The following is a 16,918-nucleotide window of genomic DNA, read 5'->3' on the forward strand; positions in this document are numbered from 1 at the left end:
TTTTATGGGCTAAACATCAAAGTATAAAAAAATCGCTATTTTTTTTTGTTTTTTTCTGCTGCTTGAAACAAACAGGAATCAGCGAGCGTTTTATATCGTAAGAAAAGGAAATGCCCTGGCAGATTTAACACTAACAGCAGGCAGGAGGTTTGAAAGATGGAGGATGAAGAACTTGTCAAAAGGGCAAGAAAAGGAAACGCAGCGGCATTTCAGCAGCTTGCTGAGCGGTACTATCCTGCAGTAGAGCGGTTTGCCTACCAGCTTGGAAACAGGCAGGAAGATGTAAAGGATGTTGCGCAAGAGGTGTTTTTAAGAGTTTACCGTTTTCTGGATCAGTTTTCGCAGGCGAAGTTTTCAACCTGGCTTTATAAAATTACTCTTAATGTAACGAGAGATATGGCGAGAAAGAGGAATTCATCTTTAAAGAAGATTTGGAAGCTGCAGCAGGATTATAAAGAAGAATATGAAGAAGTCGAGGGATCGCTTCTTCAGGATGAAAAAAGCAGAGAGCTTCATGCCTGCATTCAAAAGCTTGATGAAAAGTACAAAGTGCCGATTATCCTGTTTTATTTTCACGAAAAAAAATACGAAGAAATTGCAGACATATTATCTTTAACGCTTTCCACTGTCAAAACGAGAATTTTGCGGGGAAAAGCCTTGTTAAAGAAGTCACTCGAAGAAAAGAAGCGGAAAGAAGGTGATTTTAATGAACGATAAGGAATTTGAAAACAGGATGGAAATGCTGCACAAAGATTATGACAGCATCCCTCTCCAATCGTCCACAAAGGAAATTCTTCAGCACATTGCTGCTAAAGAACCAAAGAGAAAAAGAGGGGTATTTAAGTGGCTTCCGATTGCCATGAGTGCCGCCGCCTTTTTTCTGATCATCGGGCTGCTTGGCAGCTACTATTACCAGACTGGCTTCAATCAGGGAAGTGCTCCGGCTAAAGTACAGCCTCCTTCAAATGAGGAAGTGAAGAAAGAAAAGGACCGGATTAACAAGCTGTATGAAGAAAGAGTTCAAAAGTTAGAGAACAGTCTTCATTTTCCTGAAGCCTGGCAATATGCTTTTGTTCAGGAAGCCATTTCATCCAAAAACAATTTTATCGGACGCACCAGTTTCCGTTCAAAGGAAGAGCTTGAGCAGAATGCCTCAAAAGCGGCCGCTGATATTGAACTAAAGCTTTTAACACCTTCTGAACAGCTTCAGCAGTTTGACGAATTGAAAAAGGAAAAGAAACCTATCCCGATGGCTTCCTTTATGACGCTGCTGTCAAAACAGGATCAGCTGATTGAAAGGTATATTGAAAGTACGAAGAAGTACGCAGAAAAGGAACAAGCAGGGGGGCGCTATGTAACAGCCTCTGACCTAAATGAACAAGGAAGCAGCCAAGAGAATGCCGAACTCCATGAAATTTTGCAAAACGGCTTTGCTTTCTATGATGAGGGAGAAGGCTTCGTTTCTGTAAAAATTGACTATAACCGCTTAAAATCCCAATACGGAGAGCTGCTGGATAAAGAAACAAGAGATTTTCTGGATTTCATGCTCCTGAATCCTGCCATGACAGATGGCTCTTTAAATGTGAAGCCGGATGAGCTGAAAAACCGCTTGCTGAATATGGAAAACTTCATCTTGAGGCATCAGAGCTTTGAAGAAATTTATAAATTAAAAAAACTTTATGCATTAACATTGAATCAATATCTTACTGCTCCCACCAACCCAAACACTGGCGAAGATGGGAAGCAGGAAGCCATTCAGTCATTCGAGTCTCTACTGAAGGAAGAAAAACAAAGTCAGACAGCAGGAACAGTGAGAGAGTATTATAGCAAGCTGAAGGATTATTTGGCTTCTAACGCTCCGCAGCCGGACATTACGGAGCAGCGGCTGCCAGACTTTTTAGGAAATGTGAACAGCCAGCAGTTAAGTTTTTATAATGTTTTCCCGCTCACAGAGCGGCTGCAGTCCTTTTACCAGCAGGTGAAAAAGGCTGATGCTCTTTCGGAAATTGACGGACTGCCAGGCTTAACAGCGGCAGCTGACCTGGATATTCCGAGAGTGTATTGGTATGCCCTTTACAAAAAAGATTATGAAACGGCCTATAAGCTGCTTTCAGGCAGCGTAAGAAACAGTCTTACTTTGCAGGCATTCAAGCAAAAGATTCTGGATAAAGGAGAGGATTTTCAGAAACTCTCCAACATGGCAAAAGATCTTGGAAGCGAGGAAGGCAGCGTTCAGCTGTATTTGGAAGATGGAAAAATTTATACCATTAAAACAGCCTATGAAGGGGAATTTAAGGTGATTGATGCAGTGGAATAAACAGAAAACCAGCGGGAATATTCCCGCTGGTTTTTCATTTCTGTAAAAGAAGTACAAATAATTGACATTTAATTTCCTATACTCGAAGATAGAAACATGTTTGATGTAGAAATATGTCGAGTTTTACCAGAGGCAGTAGTCTTTTTTAGCAGAGTAATGAACAAATCCTAATGTATTCGCATACCACTCGCTTTTGGAGTGCTGGCTATTTGAAACTGTGAGAACAGTAAAGGTTTTCTTTTTTTGAAGAGCAGTCAGCTCTTTAATTTTTTCTTGTGCCCAGGCGTCTTTTGCTACAATCGGCTGATTGAAGTTTTCCCACATAATGCCGTCTACATATGGTGCAGAGGCAGCAGTCAACGTGTCGATGCCCCAGTTTTGGATGATGGATTTGCCAGGAAATTGGATTTTCACCTGCTGAAGAAGGCTGACAAATCCGTCTCTTTGTACTTTCAGCTGTTTCGCATCATCGCAAAAGTAATCATCAATATCGCCTGCTGTATCAAAGAAGATGCCATCCATTCCTTTATCTTGAATATGCAGCTTAATTTGATCGATGAGAACGGAACGGTAGTGGGAGGAGCTCATGTTCATCAGGTAAGCATCCCATTCCGGCAGATAAAATTTCTGGCTGTTATTGTAGTAATAGTCGCCAGGCTGGAGATATTTTGTTAATCCTGTATTCCAGTTATCTGCTTCCATGGAGTTGATATAGCCGAAGACTTTTGTGCCGGAGCTTTTGATGGTGTCAATTTGCTGCTTTGTATAATAAACAGGTTCAATGATCACCATGCTGTAATCTTTCATTTTTGCCAAAATCTTAGGAGTCGGAGCATCATAGAAAATCTTATAGTTTTTTATATCTTTCAGCACGCCGTCACCGCCTGATGCTGATTCAGCCGCCGCAATTTGCGCATGGCTGAGCGCTGCTGCTGCAAAAATAAGCACAGCAAAAAACAAACCAAAAAACTTCTTATTCATAAAAAAACATCCCTTCGCAATTAAACGAGGGACGGGTGGCTTCGCAGGCTGGCGATCGGTACCCCCTCATAAGAGAGAGTCTGACGACCCATGCCTTTGCGCCCTTACTTTTCAGTAAGTTTGCCCATCACCTTATTATTAATTACATATTAGCAACCGATATTACAAATATCAACAGTTTTTTTACAATTTGATGACAAGGCAGTGGTTAGAATGATCTATGAACAAAGCAATACTTTTAGGAAATTCGCTGAAATTTTTGGAGCAGTATTTGCCATCACAATCTTGCTTTTAATCCAGCAGCAGCCTGCGCCGGGCCTTGAGGACCTGCTTTGGAGCATGGTCATTGTTCTAATCTCTTTAAGATATGGTGTTTACTACGGAGCGGTTCCTTTTTTGTGGGCCATTGGTTTTTTTGTTTTCCAAACCTATGCCTCCAATCAGGATGTTTTGATTGTCATCTCAGACTCTCTCTTTTTCATCAAGCTTGCCCTGTACTTTTTTTTGCTGCTTTTTTGCGGTCTCTACAGTCTTTCGCAAAAGGAAAGATATACAGATTTGCAGCATATTTACGAGGAAATGAAGGATGAAAAAGAAGAAGTAGAAAAAACGCTGCAGCAGGTTTTGGGTCTTCATGAAAAATACAAAGACCGGATCCTGCATACCGAGAACAGCTATGAAGTTATCTTTGATATGATCGAACAGCTGAATCATACAGACCCTGAAATTATTCAGGATGAAGCAATCAAGGTGATTAGAAAGCACTTTGAAGCAAAGAAGGTTATTCTCTATTACATATCGAGGCAGGGAAATACCCTGAGGGTAAAACTCAGGTGGGGAAGCTTTGAAGAAGAAGCAGCATCTATCTTGCTTGCGGACGCCCCTTCTCTTTTAAAAAGAACTCTCCAGATGGGAAGTGTACAATTCAGGCAGCCTGATGATGATTCCGCATCGCCTGCCATCGCCGGCCCCATTTTTGTTGGCGGAAGCCTGCGCTATATTGCGGCAGTCGATGAGCCGGCTTTTGAAAAGCTTTCACCGCAAGAAATTCAATGGTTCACCTGGTGCCTGCGGTGGGCGGGAGACCGTTTGACATTTGCTTACCGATATGAGCGTGAAGTATATAAAAATGACCGGTACCAAGGAACCGGCATTTATAAAATGGAAGCTTTCTTTCACAGATTATCGGTCGAAATCGATAGAATGAAACAGCTCGGACAGCCTTTTGCTTCATTTGATCTGGAAGTAGGGCAGGCAAATTTGAAAGAAATGGACTTTATTCTGCAGGGACATTTGCGGGAAACAGATTTAACAGGGTTTGACGAGCACAGCGGGAAGCTGTACATTTTGCTGCCTGTTACAAGCAAATCTTATATCGAGACAATAAAAGAACGGCTTCTGCACGCTCTCTCCCTGAAGGGTGGAGAAGAGAAATGACAGTGGGGATCATCATCTATTTGTTTTATGCCGTCATATCGGTTTGGCTGATTTCAGCCGAGAAAAGAAAATGGGAAGAGGAAGAAAAGGGATTAGCCGAATGGTGGATGATCTTGGCGTTTGTTCTTCCTGTAGCCGGCTTCCTGGCAGGCTATTTTATGGCCAAGCATCACAGAAGTCACAAAAACACCTCTTTTATGGACGAGTACTCTCAATATATAGAGAAAGGGGTTTACAATTTTGACTTGTTGAGAGAGCAGCTGGAAAAGGACGAAGATCTGCTTTCCGTCAATTTATCTGGTGAACAGGAAGGAGCCGGCATCCTGAAAAGCATCATGCTCAATTTATCAAATGAAAAGACAATAGGGCATAAAGTGCTTCTTGATAAAGCGCTATCTAATTCTGACCGCGAAACGGTTCATTATGCAGCTGCGATAAGAAATGTTTTGCACGAAAGAGCCGTACAGCAGATTGATCAAGAAAAACGAAACTTATCCAGCGATAGTATCGCCGGCTATCTGTCCCTGATGAATTCTTATAGGAACTACCTGGATAGCGGGCTCTATGACACTGCCTTAAAAAGTGACATTGAAGAGGAGTACGGTACATTTTTGAAGCAGGCGCTGTTTTCATTTCCAAACCAGCCGGAGTTTTTAAAAGCCTTTGGAAGCCTGATGCTTGAAAAAGACCTGGTGACTGCTGAGGCGGCATTCAAGCAGGCACTCTCTTCAGATCAGGGCTCCATTGATGCTGAAATGGGCCTTTTCAGAGCAGCCTATTTAAAAAGTGACTGGCCGGAAATCTTTCGTCTGGCTGAAAAAATTTATCGGCATCCGCAATATCAGCTGCTGTCTGAGATAGATCAGCAGACTGCAGCCTTGTTTTATACCAGCAGGAAAACAGCGGAAATGAAATAGCTAATTTTAAAGACGGCAAGGTGAATAGGATGAAAAAAAGCTTATACAAACAAGTTGCTGCAACAGTGTTAATTGTATTGCTTGCTCTTTTGGGGACGCTGTATTTTAACATGGACCGCCTTTATCAGGATTTGCCTTTTCCAAAAAAACCGGTAAAACCGGCTGATGTAAAGGTCATGTCTTCGAAGGCGAAAATTCCGCAAGAGTCAAGATTGACCGTCACTCTCTGCCAGCCGGAAGACGAATTTGGATTAGGCATTTTTGAAAATATGAAAAAGGCGCTTCAGTATGCCAAAATCCCTTATAAAGTGAAGAGAACGGATCAGCTTGAGGATGCTTTATTCCCTGATCCCTATTCAGTTCTTGTGCTGTTTGGGGAGAATCCGGAGAAATGGCCGCTCAGTAAAATTCAAACGTATGCGAAGCAGGGCGGAAATCTCATGTTTACCAACCGGTTTCAAGATCCTGCGTGGGACAGCCTGCTAGGGATTGAAAAAAACAGGGGCTATGTCGATGGAGTAAAAGGTCTTTCGGTCTCCAATGCATTTTTTCCAGGCTACCCTGAAATCAGCCCGAAATCTGAGTACTTTTCCAACAGCATGCTGAATGTGAAGCTAAGTAGGAAAGCGCATGTTCTGATAAAAGCCCAAAAGCAGCCTTTTTTATGGACATATCCATATGGAAAAGGGAAAGTGGTTTTTTTAAATAATACGGCGATGCAGGACAAGTCTTCAAGAGGCATGCTGCTCCAGTCCCTGACACTTGCAGCGCCGGCCATGGCAGCAGGGCAGTTTGCGGGAAAAATCATGTATATTGATGATTTTCCTGCTCCAGTTGTAAAGATGAAAAATAAGCAGATTTATCAGGATTACGGGATGACCTATGATGAATTCTACGACAAGGTCTGGTGGCCTGACATGAAACAGATCAGCTCAGACTATCATTTTCCCTATACCGGAGCTTCCATCGGCACGTATGAGAGTGATCCGAATCTGTCAAGATCGCATATTTTGCAGCTGTATGAAGAGGATTTGCTGAAATACGGCCGCCAGCTTCTGGCGTCTGGAGGGGAACTCGCCCTGCATGGCTACAATCACCAGTCACTAATTTTAAAGGGCGACAAAACGGATAGATCCTTTCATTACAGGCTGTGGGAAAGCAGGGGAGAAATGGAGCGCTCGCTTCACCAAATGAGAAGTATTCAGGCAAAGCTTTTCCCAAAAGCAAACATCAGCACCTATGTGCCGCCATCCAATACTATCGGACCTGCAGGAATAGCTGCAGTTGCCCACAGCTATCCTGATATCGGGGTTATATCAAGTCTTTACCTTGGCACTGATAAGCTTGGCAGTCTTATTCAGGAATTTGGATATGATGAAAAATATCCTTCCTTATATAATTTTCCGCGAATTACGAGCGGCTATCAGTTCACAGCTGAGGACCAGTTTCAGATGGCAGATGCTGTAGCTAACTTTGGAATCGTTTCCCACTTTGTGCATCCTGACGATGTGCTTGATGAGCAGCGGTCTGAAAAGGGCGGATGGAAAGGCCTGAAGAAAAACTATACAAGATTGCAGGATTTTCTGATCAAAACGTATCCATATTTAACGGCATACAGGCAATCAGATGCCGAGCGGGAAATGGCCGTATATCAAAAAGGAAAATGGAATATTTCTTACGGCAATCATTCCATTGAACTGCACGGTTATAAGGTTCCAGTTCCGTCTCATTTGCTGATCAGGGTAAATGAGGGGAAGAAAATTCAAACTGGCACAAGGCCTTATGGGAGCATTCAGCAAATCAATCCTTCCATTTATACTGTAACACTGACAAAGCCTGATGCAGTGATTTCACTGGAGGAGGGGAAAAAGAAATGATCGGTTTTATTGCTGAAGGCAGCTATCCATATGTAAGCGGCGGGGTTTCCAGCTGGATTCATACATTGATCAAAAGCATGCCTGATTTGAATTTTTCCCTTTTTACGATTACACCAGAAGAAAGAGGGATTGATCAGGCAAAATTTGATTTGCCGCAAAATATTAAGCATATTCAAAATGTAGCTTTAACCGCCAGGACGGATCAGGCGAAAAGCTTGAAAACGAAGCTTACGGAGCAGGAAATCAGTCTCCTGTCTGAATGGTTCACATTTCAGACGACAAATCCAGAAGCGCTCCGCTTATTAGGAGACAAAAATAAAATGGGAAGCCTGGCTGACTTTTTTGCCAGTGAAGCTTTTTACACGCTTGTCAAACATTGCTATGTGCTTGAGAAACAAAGCGGCTCCTTTCTTGATTATGTCTGGATGTGGCGGGCTTTGTATACACCGGTTATTTTTTTATTGCAGCAGGAATATGAAAAAGTAAAGCTCGTACACGCGGTTTCCACTGGATATGGCGGGCTTGCTGCTGCTTATATTGCTTATTCGCAAAAAGTGCCTTTTCTCTTGACTGAGCATGGCATTTATTCAAGGGAGCGGGAGGAGGAAATCCTGCAGGCAGCGTGGATCCCTGTTACCTATAAAAAACGCTGGATTCAGTTTTTTCATCATCTGTCCAAACAGGCATACGAAATGGCGGATGAAATACTTACCCTGTTTGAAAGAAACAGGCAGTACCAGCTGCAGGGAGGTGCTCCGGAGGAAAAGACTAAAATCATTCCAAACGGTATATCCCTTTCTTCCTTTCAGGAACAGACCGAACGCGGACAAAAAGAAATTTTCCACATAGGGGCCATCGTAAGGGTAGTTCCTATTAAAGATATCAAAACAATGATTTATTCAGCACGGCTGTTAAAATCTCAGGGTCTTTCCTTTAAGTGGTCCATTCTTGGGCCTGACGAAGAAATGCCGGAATACGCTGCAGAATGCAGGTCGCTTGTAGAAGAATTTCATTTAGCGGATCAGATAGAGTTTACCGGCAAGGTAAATATTGATGATTATTTGCCGAAGTTTGATATTTGTGTTTTGTCCAGCATCTCTGAAGGACAGCCTCTTGCTGTTTTAGAGGGAATGGCTTTCGGCAAGCCATGGATTGTAACAGATGTAGGCAGCTGCAGAGAACTGATTGAAGGCGGAGAAGGAGACAGCTTCGGAGCCTGCGGCTTTACGGTCCCGCCTGTGAGTCCGAAGCAGCTCGCAGACCGGCTGCAGTGGAGTATGGAAAACAGAGATTTATTGCCAAAGCTCGGAAACAGCGGCCGCAAGCGGGTGTTGAAATATTATCTGGCCGAAGACATGATCGCTGCCTATAGAAATTTGTACATAAAGAGAGGAGGGGCTTAAATGGCGGGGATAGGATTTCAGCTGCAGAAAATGTTCAAAGAAGACTATTACTCTTCACGGGTAAAAGCGTATTTGTACTCTGTCTTCGTTACAGCGGGCCCCTGGCTTTTGATCATTTTTACTCTTTTTCTCATTCAGAATATTCTCGGGTTTGCAAAAGGGGTAAATATAGAAAACAAAGAACTTTTTTTGCTGTCCATCTCTTATTGTTTTATTTTCTCTCAAGTCCTGTATGGGGTGCAGCAGCTCGCTGTTACCCGTTATGTCGCAGACTGCCTTTATGAAAAGCAGGAAGGAAAAGTATTTGCGTCATTCATCGGATTTGCAAAAATAACCTTGCTCGCCGCTTTTTTGCTCTGGTGTATTTTTGCCGCTTTCTCGGAACTGCCGCTTTACATTGAACTGCTGATTTTAGGGATTTTCGCTGTACTGAATCTAATATGGGTGATGCTTTTATATTTATCAGGTGCAAAAAATTATCAATCCATTGCTTTGGCATTTTTAACAGGGGGAGGAACGGGCGCGGCTTGCATGGTCATTTTGCTGTATACAGGCACTTTCGCGTTCGGAACCTATACGCAGGCAGTCCTGATGCTGGCAAGCTTTTTCGCCGGTCTTGGGATTACACTGCTGTGGCTGACCCACGCTATGTACCTGACTTTTCCCATCAGAACAGCTAAAGGGCAATTTCAATACTTAACCTATTTTGACCGTTATCCAAGCTTGGTTATTTGCGGCTTTTGCTATAATGCAGGTCTTTGGGCAAGCAATTGGATCATTTGGATTCATGAAGGCAAGGCGCCTAAATATGGAGTGTTTTTCAGCTATCCATCCTATGACACAGCTTTGTTTTATGCTTACCTCACCATTATTCCGATTTACATGCTGTTTGTCGTTTCGATTGAAACCCGTTTTTATGAAAGGTACAGAACGTTCTACAGTGCTATTAATCAAGGAGGAACACTGCAGCAGATTTTGACTGCAAAAAGTAAAATGCTCGTTGTACTGAAGCAGGAACTGGAAAGACTGCTCAGGAACCAGGGGCTCATTACAGCTGCTGTTTTGCTCGCGGCTATATTTATTCTTCCTGAAATGATTTATAATGATAAAACTCTCGAAATTTTCCGCTGCACGGCGATTGGAGCTTTTTGCAACGGAATGACGCTTGTGATGATTCTCCTTCAGCTCTACTTTGACGACAGGAAGGGTGCGGCATGGACTGCTGCTTTGTTCATTACTGGAATTGCTGCTGCTACCTTGCTTTTGCTGCCTCTTGGCTATAAAGGCTACGGCTTTGGCTTTGCTTTAGGAAGCTTAATCAGCTATTCATTTGGCCACTTGCGCCTATTCACGTATGTTGAAAAAGCAGATTATCATGCTTTTTCAGCAAAGCAGCCAGTGTTGAAAAGCACTCTTTTTACGAAAACGGCTGCATTCTTAAATGAGCGGTTTTCAAGCTGATTAAAAAGATTCTTTGATTAAATGGGGAAAGTATGATATCATTTTTAATTGCGTATATAAACGAGATATATTAATCATATAGGAGTGTTCTCATGTCCACAAAATTCGAAACAGGCAATATTTATTCAGGTAAAGTCACAGGCATTCAACCTTACGGAGCGTTCGTTGCGCTTGATGAAGAAACACAAGGTTTGGTTCATATTTCTGAAATTCAGCACGGCTTTGTTAAAGATATTAACGAGCACTTGAAAGTTGGAGACGAAGTTCAGGTTAAGGTTCTTTCTATTGATGAAGCAGCTGGAAAAATGAGCTTGTCCATTCGTGCTACACAGGAAGCTCCAGAGCGTCCTGAAGCAAAAAAACAGCCAAGAAAAAGACAGGCTACAACAACTGTAAAAGCATCCCAAGCACCGCAGGAAGGCTTTAACACGCTAAAAGATAAGCTTCAAGAATGGATCGAACAATCCAAGAAGTAATAGGAAAGGCACCGTTCAATTGAACGGTGCCTTTTTTCTTTAGAGCGGAATGGTTTTCTTATACCGCTTGCAGGGAGTGCTTATTTCATTTCCGGTTTTGGTTCTGTGCGTCCGATTTCTTCTGCTGGTTTGAAAAGGATAGCGAGGTTGATTAGGCCTGCAATACCAACTAAACCGTAGATAATGCGGGAAAGAGGTGCAGCTTGTCCGCCGAAAATGGCTGCTACAAGATCAAAACGGAAAAAGCCGATTAGTCCCCAGTTGATGGCTCCAATTATGGTAAGTACTAGTGCAATGCGTTGTAATGCGCTCATGATATTCCCTCCTTAGTTAGTATGGATACATTCATATCGTGCGGATTTTTATAAAATTTATACACAGGAAAAATCATAGCAGGCAACATAGGCTGGAATATTTTGAAGCATATTAATAGAGCGCATTTCTTTACAAAAAAAAGCTTCAAGGAGCATAATGTTATTCGAGGAGGCGATTTTTATGGAAAATTTTACATATCAAAATCCAACAAAGCTGATTTTTGGCAAAGGCCAAGCTGAAGAATTAAAAAACGAAGTGCCTAAGTATGGAAAAAAGGTTCTTCTTGCATACGGCGGAGGAAGCATTAAGAGAAGCGGACTGTATGATCAGGTTTTATCTCTTTTAAAAGAAATAGGAGCAGAGGTTTCTGAGCTTGCAGGAATCGAACCGAACCCGCGCCTCTCAACTGTTCAAAAAGGCGTTGAAATCTGCAAAAATAATAACATCGATTTTATCCTTGCTGTTGGCGGAGGAAGTGTTATTGACTGCACAAAAGCCATTGCAGCAGGTGCTAAATATGACGGGGATGCATGGGATATTGTGACGAAAAAGCATACTCCTTCAGATGCGCTGCCGTTTGGCACAGTGCTGACTCTTGCGGCAACAGGCTCTGAAATGAATTCTGGTTCTGTTATCACGAACTGGGAAACAAAAGAGAAATACGGCTGGGGCAGCCCGCTGACATTCCCGAAATTCTCAATTCTTGATCCTGTTAATACGTTCAGTGTTCCAAAAGATCATACAATTTACGGAATGGTCGATATGATGTCTCACGTATTTGAATCCTATTTCCGCAATACAACGAATGCATTGCTTCAGGATAGAATGTGTGAATCTGTTTTGAAAACAGTCATTGAAACAGCTCCAAAACTCATTGAAGACCTGGAAAATTATGAGTTGAGAGAAACCATTCTTTACAGCGGCACCATTGCTTTGAATGGCATCCTGCAAATGGGAGCCAGAGGAGACTGGGCCACTCATAATATCGAGCATGCTGTCTCAGCGGTTTACGACATTCCGCATGCTGGAGGACTTGCTATTTTGTTCCCTAACTGGATGAAGCATAACCTTGATGTGAACCTGTCCCGCTTTAAACAGCTAGCTGTCCGTGTTTTTGAAGTAAGCGAAGAAGGAAAATCTGACCGTGACATCGCTCTTGAAGGAATTGAAAAACTTCGTGAGTTCTGGAGCAGCCTTGGTGCCCCTTCCCGTCTTGCCGATTATGACATTACAGATGAAAACATTGAACTCATGGCAGATAAAGCGATGGCTAATGGACCGTTCGGAAACTTTAACAAATTGCAAAAACAGGATGTTACTGATATTCTTCAAGCGTCCTTGTAAAAGATGAAAGCAAAGCCGCCAGTTTCTAGAAACTGGCGGCTTTTTTTATGAGATAAGAATTTATAAGTGTACTTAAATGGCTGAATGTCGGGATTAGATTTGTCCAGCTACAGCCGCTAGCCCCTCGAGTCGCTTCAAAAAATCCTAAAAAGTCAAAGTGCAGACTTTTCGGGATTTTCCGCAAGCAGCTGTCGGGGCTGAACGAGCGGCTTGCGCTTTTCTAAATTGTCCAGCTCCAGCGCCTAGCCCGATCTGAGTCACTTCACAAAAATCCAAAAAGTCAAACCCGGACTTTTCGCATTTTTGCTCCAGTGCTTGTCGGGGCTGAACAAGGCGCTTCCGCTTTTCTATTAAAGAGGCCTTCCCATCAAAATAACATCCGCATAAGTGCCGTCTGTGTATTTTATCTCCTTTAAGAGCCTTCCTTCCTCCCGAAAGCCCAGTTTTTGATAAAGCCTTCTGGCGATGAGGTTATTGGAAAACACTTCAAGGTTAATTTTTTCAAGCCCTGGCTGCTGTTCTGCCCATACAATCAGTTCATTCATCAAAAGCTTGCCGATGCCTTTGCCATGGTGGCTCTTTTTAACGGATATTCCGAATGTGCAGGTATGGCGTTTTCTTAACCGGCGCTGCCTGTTGGCGGTAAGCATGCCGACAAGTGTCCTGCCGGAATAAGCTAAGAAAATGATCCCCCCATCCTCATAGGTTTGGCGTGTCCAAAATTCTTCATCCTCAACAGAATTAACGTACTCCATTGATGTAGAAATCATATAAGGGGTTTCATCCAATATTTTTTTTGTGTATTTTAATATGGCATATGAATCGGCAGCAGTAGCCTGGCGGATGCTGATCTTCATCTTTCCTCCTCCGGATTTGCAATCGGCTCAAATATGGCTGTGTTAAAGAAGAATGCCAAATTTAACAAAGCCAAAAATAAAAAGTCTCTATAAATAAATGTAACAGTTTTCAATAATTTGTTAATAGTTTTCTTTCCAATTAGGAAAATTTTTGGTGAACTTAAGGGAAATACGCGTCTGTGTGCATTGTTACCAGGCTTTTCTATCTGTAGTTTTTTAAAAAAGGGGAGAAGCTACAAAGAAAAGGGGGATTGCTGACATGTTTGAAATTCCGTCAAAGATTGAAAATAAGATATTTAAGCTGCATTATCTGGAGGAAGAATTAAAGCCGCTCGGATATGTGATTGGGAGCGGCTGGGATTATGATAATGGGTATTTTGATTACAAAATCGATGATGAAGATGGTGTTCAATATTTGCGGGTCCCTTTTCAGGCAGTGGACGGGGAACTGGATACACCCCATGCCACTGTCAGACTGGGAACGCCGTTTTTGCTTTCCCACCAATACAAAAAAGGGCTTGATGATCACGCAGAGACCGGGAATATTACAGCCTCTTTTAATCAATTTTCTGAACCTCATGACAAGGATTCTTATATTGCGGACAAATACCATAGCGTCGGCAGGGAATTGGCTCTTGAGCTTGAGAGCGTACTGCTGGGAGCGTCAATGAACGAATAAGATCAGCTCTTCAGAAGCAGAGATTTGATAATCATGGGGGGGATTTAAAAAGGTTTCCTCCCCTTTTTTAATGCCCAAAAGAAGCTTTTCCTGGTTTAAATAATAGATGCTGGCCTCCAGAAATGATTTTCCTTCCATGCTTCCTGCTGCAAGAATCTCAAAATGGTTTCCGGCAGCTGGATTCAGCTTTTCAAATAAATCAGACAGCCCTTTTTTGGAAAAGAGGCTGTTCATCATTAAATGGCTTGTGACTTCGGATGTTCGGATAATTTCATCAGCACCAGCCCGTTTGGCATTGTTCATGCTTTGTTCTGAAAGAATTTCACAGATCGTGTAAAGTCCGGGATTCAGTCCTTTTACAGCCAGCAGAGTAAGAATGGTCTGCCTGTCAGAATCAGCTTCGTCTTTATGCTGATCAGCCGTAATGATAATGCCGTCTGCTTTATGGATATTGGCTTTCAGCAAAACATCGTCCTCTGCCGCATTCCCTTTAATGAAATGGATATTATCCAAAAGAGGTGCTTCATAAAGGCTTTGATCAATCAATACCACCTTGCGTTTTGGCGCTGTCTTTCTCATTGTTTTGATCATTTCCCTTGCTTTAGCGTTCCATCCCACAACAATAAGATGGTCTTTGCTGCGAAAGGATACATGACCTCTTGAATAAGAATGCTGCTTTTGGATGGCAGCTGCTGACAGGTGCGCAAAATAAGCGGTCAAAAAACCAGCTCCCAGCAGAATTAATATAATGCCGATCAGTTTACCAATCGCTGTCACAGGCACTAAATCTCCGTAGCCCACAGTAGCGATCGTAACGACTGCCCACCAGATCCCATCATAATAATCCGGAAATTCCTTCGGTTCAGCCAGTGTAATCAGATAGGCGAAAATGAAAATAATCAGTATGACGGTTGATCCGATCCGAACAGAGAGCGGAAACTTCAGGAGCAGGGTATAAAGTCGGTTATGCTTCATCTGCTCAGTCCTTTTTTTCATCAAAAAACGAAAGCATTTCTTTTACAATTGTATTGATTTTATTCGACACTTTCTCTCTTCCGATTGAGTCGGCAGCCCTTTCAATGATTTTAGCCGTATCATCGGAAAAGTCGACCAATGGAACATCCTCTTCTGCTTCATTGTAGAATTGAATAAAAACATCAAGACCTTCATTCATTTTATCAATGGCTGTGCTTAAGGCCTCTTTTTCATCCTTTGAAATTTTCATTTTTTCACCGCCCGGAAATTCCTGCTTGCCAATAGTATGCGCGTATTTTGGGATGGTATTTGCAGATGATGAGAAAAATAGTGTAAGGGTACAAAGCACAGCAGCTGAATTGAGCAGATCTATCTGGAAAGAGCCATGCAGACTTTCCTTCCGGGCATCTCCTTTTTCAAGACAAATAACAGACAAAAGGTTTATGTTTGTCCTTCTGAGTAAAAAGAATAGAAAGATGGCTGTTTTATAAAGATAGGCAGCTGCTTACAAGGAGGTGATCCTTCTTCTGACGGAAGAGGGAATTCATTGGTTATTTTAAATATTTTTTTAGTTTTCCTTTTGATTGCCATTACGGCTTATTTCGTTTCAATTGAATTTGCCATCGTACAGGTCAGAAGATCCCGCATTGATCAGCTTGTAGCAGAGGGTAATAAAAAAGCAGAAGCAGCAAAAAGGGTCATCACCAATCTTGATGAATACTTATCTGCCTGCCAGCTCGGCATTACTGTGACGGCTCTTGGCCTTGGGTGGCTTGGAGAGCCGACGGTACAGGTATTGCTTCACCCTGTTTTTGAAAAGATCGGCCTTCATGAATCATTGACAGCCATCCTTTCTTTTGTGCTGTCCTTTTTAATTATTACTTACTTCAATGTGGTCATTGGGGAGCTGGCGCCAAAGACCATCTCCATTCAAAAGGCTGAAGCGATTACGCTTGGCTTCACGCCGTCACTGATCTTATTTCATAAAATTTCTTTGCCGTTTATTAAGATTCTGAATGGCTCTGCCCGGCTGATTGTGAAAATGACAGGTCTTGAGCCAACTAATGAAAGCGATATGGCACATAGTGAAGAGGAGCTTAGAATCATCCTGTCCGAAAGCTATGAAAAAGGAGAAATCAATCAATCCGAGTACAGGTATGTGAACAAAATATTTGAATTTGACAACAGGCTTGCCAGGGAAATTATGGTGCCGCGGACAGAGATGGTGACTGTAGCCCTTGAAAACAGCCTTGAAGAAAATCTTTCTATTATGAAGAATGAGAGATATACCAGGTATCCCGTTCAGGATGGCGAGAAGGATAACATTATTGGTGTTATCAATGTAAAGGAGCTATTTCAGGCACTGTATGAAAGCAGAGAGCTGGAAGGCGTCAAAGATTTAACACAGCTGATGAGACCCGTCATCATGGTGATTGAAACAGTATACATTCATGACCTCTTGATCCGGATGCAGAAGGAAAGAATTCATATTGCCATATTGGTTGATGAATATGGGGGAACAGCCGGGCTTGTTACGGTAGAGGACATACTGGAGGAAATTGTAGGGGAAATACAGGATGAGTTTGATGCAGACGAGCTGCCATACATACAAAAGCTTGGAGAAAACCGATATGTGGTTGATGGAAAAGCACTGATTGAAGAAATAAACGATGTGCTCGGCACCTTTATTGAATCAGATGATATGGATACAATCGGCGGGTGGATTCTTTCACAGAACCTTGATATTCAGCAGGGAGAAAGCGTAATGGAGGACGATTATCAATTTAAAATAATGGAAATTGAAAACCACCACATTATCTCTGTTGAAATCAGCAAATTGCCGAAAACCGAGCAAGATGCAAACAATATAGAATAGAGG

The 16,918-nt window shown here is 42.4% G+C and carries 16 protein-coding genes and 1 riboswitch; of the genes, 11 read left to right on the forward strand and 5 right to left on the reverse strand.

Going from position 1 to position 16,918, the window contains the following annotated elements; all coding sequences use genetic code 11:
- Positions 1–156: 156 nt before the first annotated feature.
- Positions 157–717 carry an RNA polymerase sigma factor gene (locus LRR81_RS16030; protein ID WP_231790404.1) on the forward strand — a complete coding sequence of 187 codons (561 nt, stop codon included), beginning with the start codon at positions 157–159 and terminating at the stop codon, positions 715–717.
- Complete coding sequence (locus LRR81_RS16035; protein ID WP_231790405.1) at positions 707–2,317, forward strand: hypothetical protein; 1,611 nt, start codon at positions 707–709, stop codon at positions 2,315–2,317. The genes LRR81_RS16030 and LRR81_RS16035 overlap by 11 nt, the downstream gene beginning before the upstream one ends.
- Before the next feature lie 123 nt (positions 2,318–2,440).
- On the opposite strand, the gene LRR81_RS16040 is transcribed toward LRR81_RS16035, so the two are convergent.
- Positions 2,441–3,298, reverse strand: a complete 858-nt coding sequence (locus tag LRR81_RS16040) for a putative glycoside hydrolase (protein ID WP_231790406.1) — start codon at positions 3,296–3,298, stop codon at positions 2,441–2,443.
- Between the two features lie 40 nt (positions 3,299–3,338).
- Positions 3,339–3,433, reverse strand: a riboswitch (cyclic di-GMP riboswitch).
- A gap of 78 nt (positions 3,434–3,511) precedes the next feature.
- Here LRR81_RS16040 and LRR81_RS16045 point away from each other — a divergent pair.
- The 6 genes from LRR81_RS16045 to yugI all read left to right on the forward strand — a co-directional run bounded on the left by LRR81_RS16045 (position 3,512) and on the right by yugI (position 10,869).
- Positions 3,512–4,735 (forward strand): hypothetical protein, encoded by a 1,224-nt coding sequence (locus LRR81_RS16045; protein ID WP_231790407.1) that lies wholly within the window; start codon positions 3,512–3,514, stop codon positions 4,733–4,735.
- Positions 4,732–5,652: a hypothetical protein gene (locus LRR81_RS16050; RefSeq protein ID WP_231790408.1), complete on the forward strand. Its 921-nt coding sequence runs from the start codon at positions 4,732–4,734 to the stop codon at positions 5,650–5,652. The genes LRR81_RS16045 and LRR81_RS16050 overlap by 4 nt, the downstream gene beginning before the upstream one ends.
- Before the next feature lie 29 nt (positions 5,653–5,681).
- On the forward strand, positions 5,682–7,529 hold the full coding sequence (locus LRR81_RS16055) for a DUF2194 domain-containing protein (protein ID WP_231790409.1): 1,848 nt from the start codon (positions 5,682–5,684) through the stop codon (positions 7,527–7,529).
- Entirely contained in the window at positions 7,526–8,932 is a 1,407-nt protein-coding gene (gene pelF / locus LRR81_RS16060; protein ID WP_231790410.1) for a GT4 family glycosyltransferase PelF, read from the forward strand. The genes LRR81_RS16055 and pelF overlap by 4 nt, the downstream gene beginning before the upstream one ends.
- A complete protein-coding gene (gene pelG, locus LRR81_RS16065) occupies positions 8,933–10,393 on the forward strand; it encodes an exopolysaccharide Pel transporter PelG (protein ID WP_231790411.1) in 1,461 nt (486 codons plus the stop codon).
- 92 nt (positions 10,394–10,485) lie between these two features.
- Positions 10,486–10,869, forward strand: a complete 384-nt coding sequence (yugI, locus tag LRR81_RS16070; protein WP_231790412.1) for a S1 domain-containing post-transcriptional regulator GSP13 — start codon at positions 10,486–10,488, stop codon at positions 10,867–10,869.
- A gap of 80 nt (positions 10,870–10,949) precedes the next feature.
- On the opposite strand, the gene LRR81_RS16075 is transcribed toward yugI, so the two are convergent.
- A complete protein-coding gene (locus tag LRR81_RS16075; RefSeq protein ID WP_231790413.1) occupies positions 10,950–11,183 on the reverse strand; it encodes a DUF378 domain-containing protein in 234 nt (77 codons plus the stop codon).
- 181 nt (positions 11,184–11,364) lie between these two features.
- On the opposite strand from LRR81_RS16075, the gene LRR81_RS16080 reads away from it, so the two are divergent.
- Entirely contained in the window at positions 11,365–12,528 is a 1,164-nt protein-coding gene (locus LRR81_RS16080; RefSeq protein ID WP_231790414.1) for an iron-containing alcohol dehydrogenase, read from the forward strand.
- Positions 12,529–12,878: 350 nt separating this feature from the next.
- Here the strand turns inward: LRR81_RS16080 and LRR81_RS16085 are convergent, their stop codons facing one another.
- Positions 12,879–13,385, reverse strand: a complete 507-nt coding sequence (locus tag LRR81_RS16085; protein ID WP_231790415.1) for a GNAT family N-acetyltransferase — start codon at positions 13,383–13,385, stop codon at positions 12,879–12,881.
- A gap of 259 nt (positions 13,386–13,644) precedes the next feature.
- On the opposite strand from LRR81_RS16085, the gene LRR81_RS16090 reads away from it, so the two are divergent.
- Positions 13,645–14,064 carry a YugN-like family protein gene (locus tag LRR81_RS16090; RefSeq protein ID WP_231790416.1) on the forward strand — a complete coding sequence of 140 codons (420 nt, stop codon included), beginning with the start codon at positions 13,645–13,647 and terminating at the stop codon, positions 14,062–14,064.
- Here LRR81_RS16090 and LRR81_RS16095 read toward each other — a convergent pair.
- Together LRR81_RS16095 and LRR81_RS16100 are read right to left on the reverse strand one after the other, a co-directional pair.
- Positions 14,050–15,039: a potassium channel family protein gene (locus LRR81_RS16095; protein ID WP_231790417.1), complete on the reverse strand. Its 990-nt coding sequence runs from the start codon at positions 15,037–15,039 to the stop codon at positions 14,050–14,052. The genes LRR81_RS16090 and LRR81_RS16095 overlap by 15 nt on opposite strands.
- A 4-nt stretch (positions 15,040–15,043) precedes the next feature.
- A complete protein-coding gene (locus tag LRR81_RS16100) occupies positions 15,044–15,289 on the reverse strand; it encodes a protein mistic (protein WP_231790418.1) in 246 nt (81 codons plus the stop codon).
- 297 nt (positions 15,290–15,586) lie between these two features.
- Here LRR81_RS16100 and LRR81_RS16105 point away from each other — a divergent pair, with 297 nt between their 5' ends.
- Positions 15,587–16,915 (forward strand): hemolysin family protein, encoded by a 1,329-nt coding sequence (locus tag LRR81_RS16105; protein WP_231790419.1) that lies wholly within the window; start codon positions 15,587–15,589, stop codon positions 16,913–16,915.
- Positions 16,916–16,918 lie beyond the last annotated feature (3 nt).

This window comes from Metabacillus kandeliae (assembly GCF_021166585.1).
GTDB lineage: Bacteria > Bacillota > Bacilli > Bacillales > Bacillaceae > Metabacillus_B > Metabacillus_B kandeliae.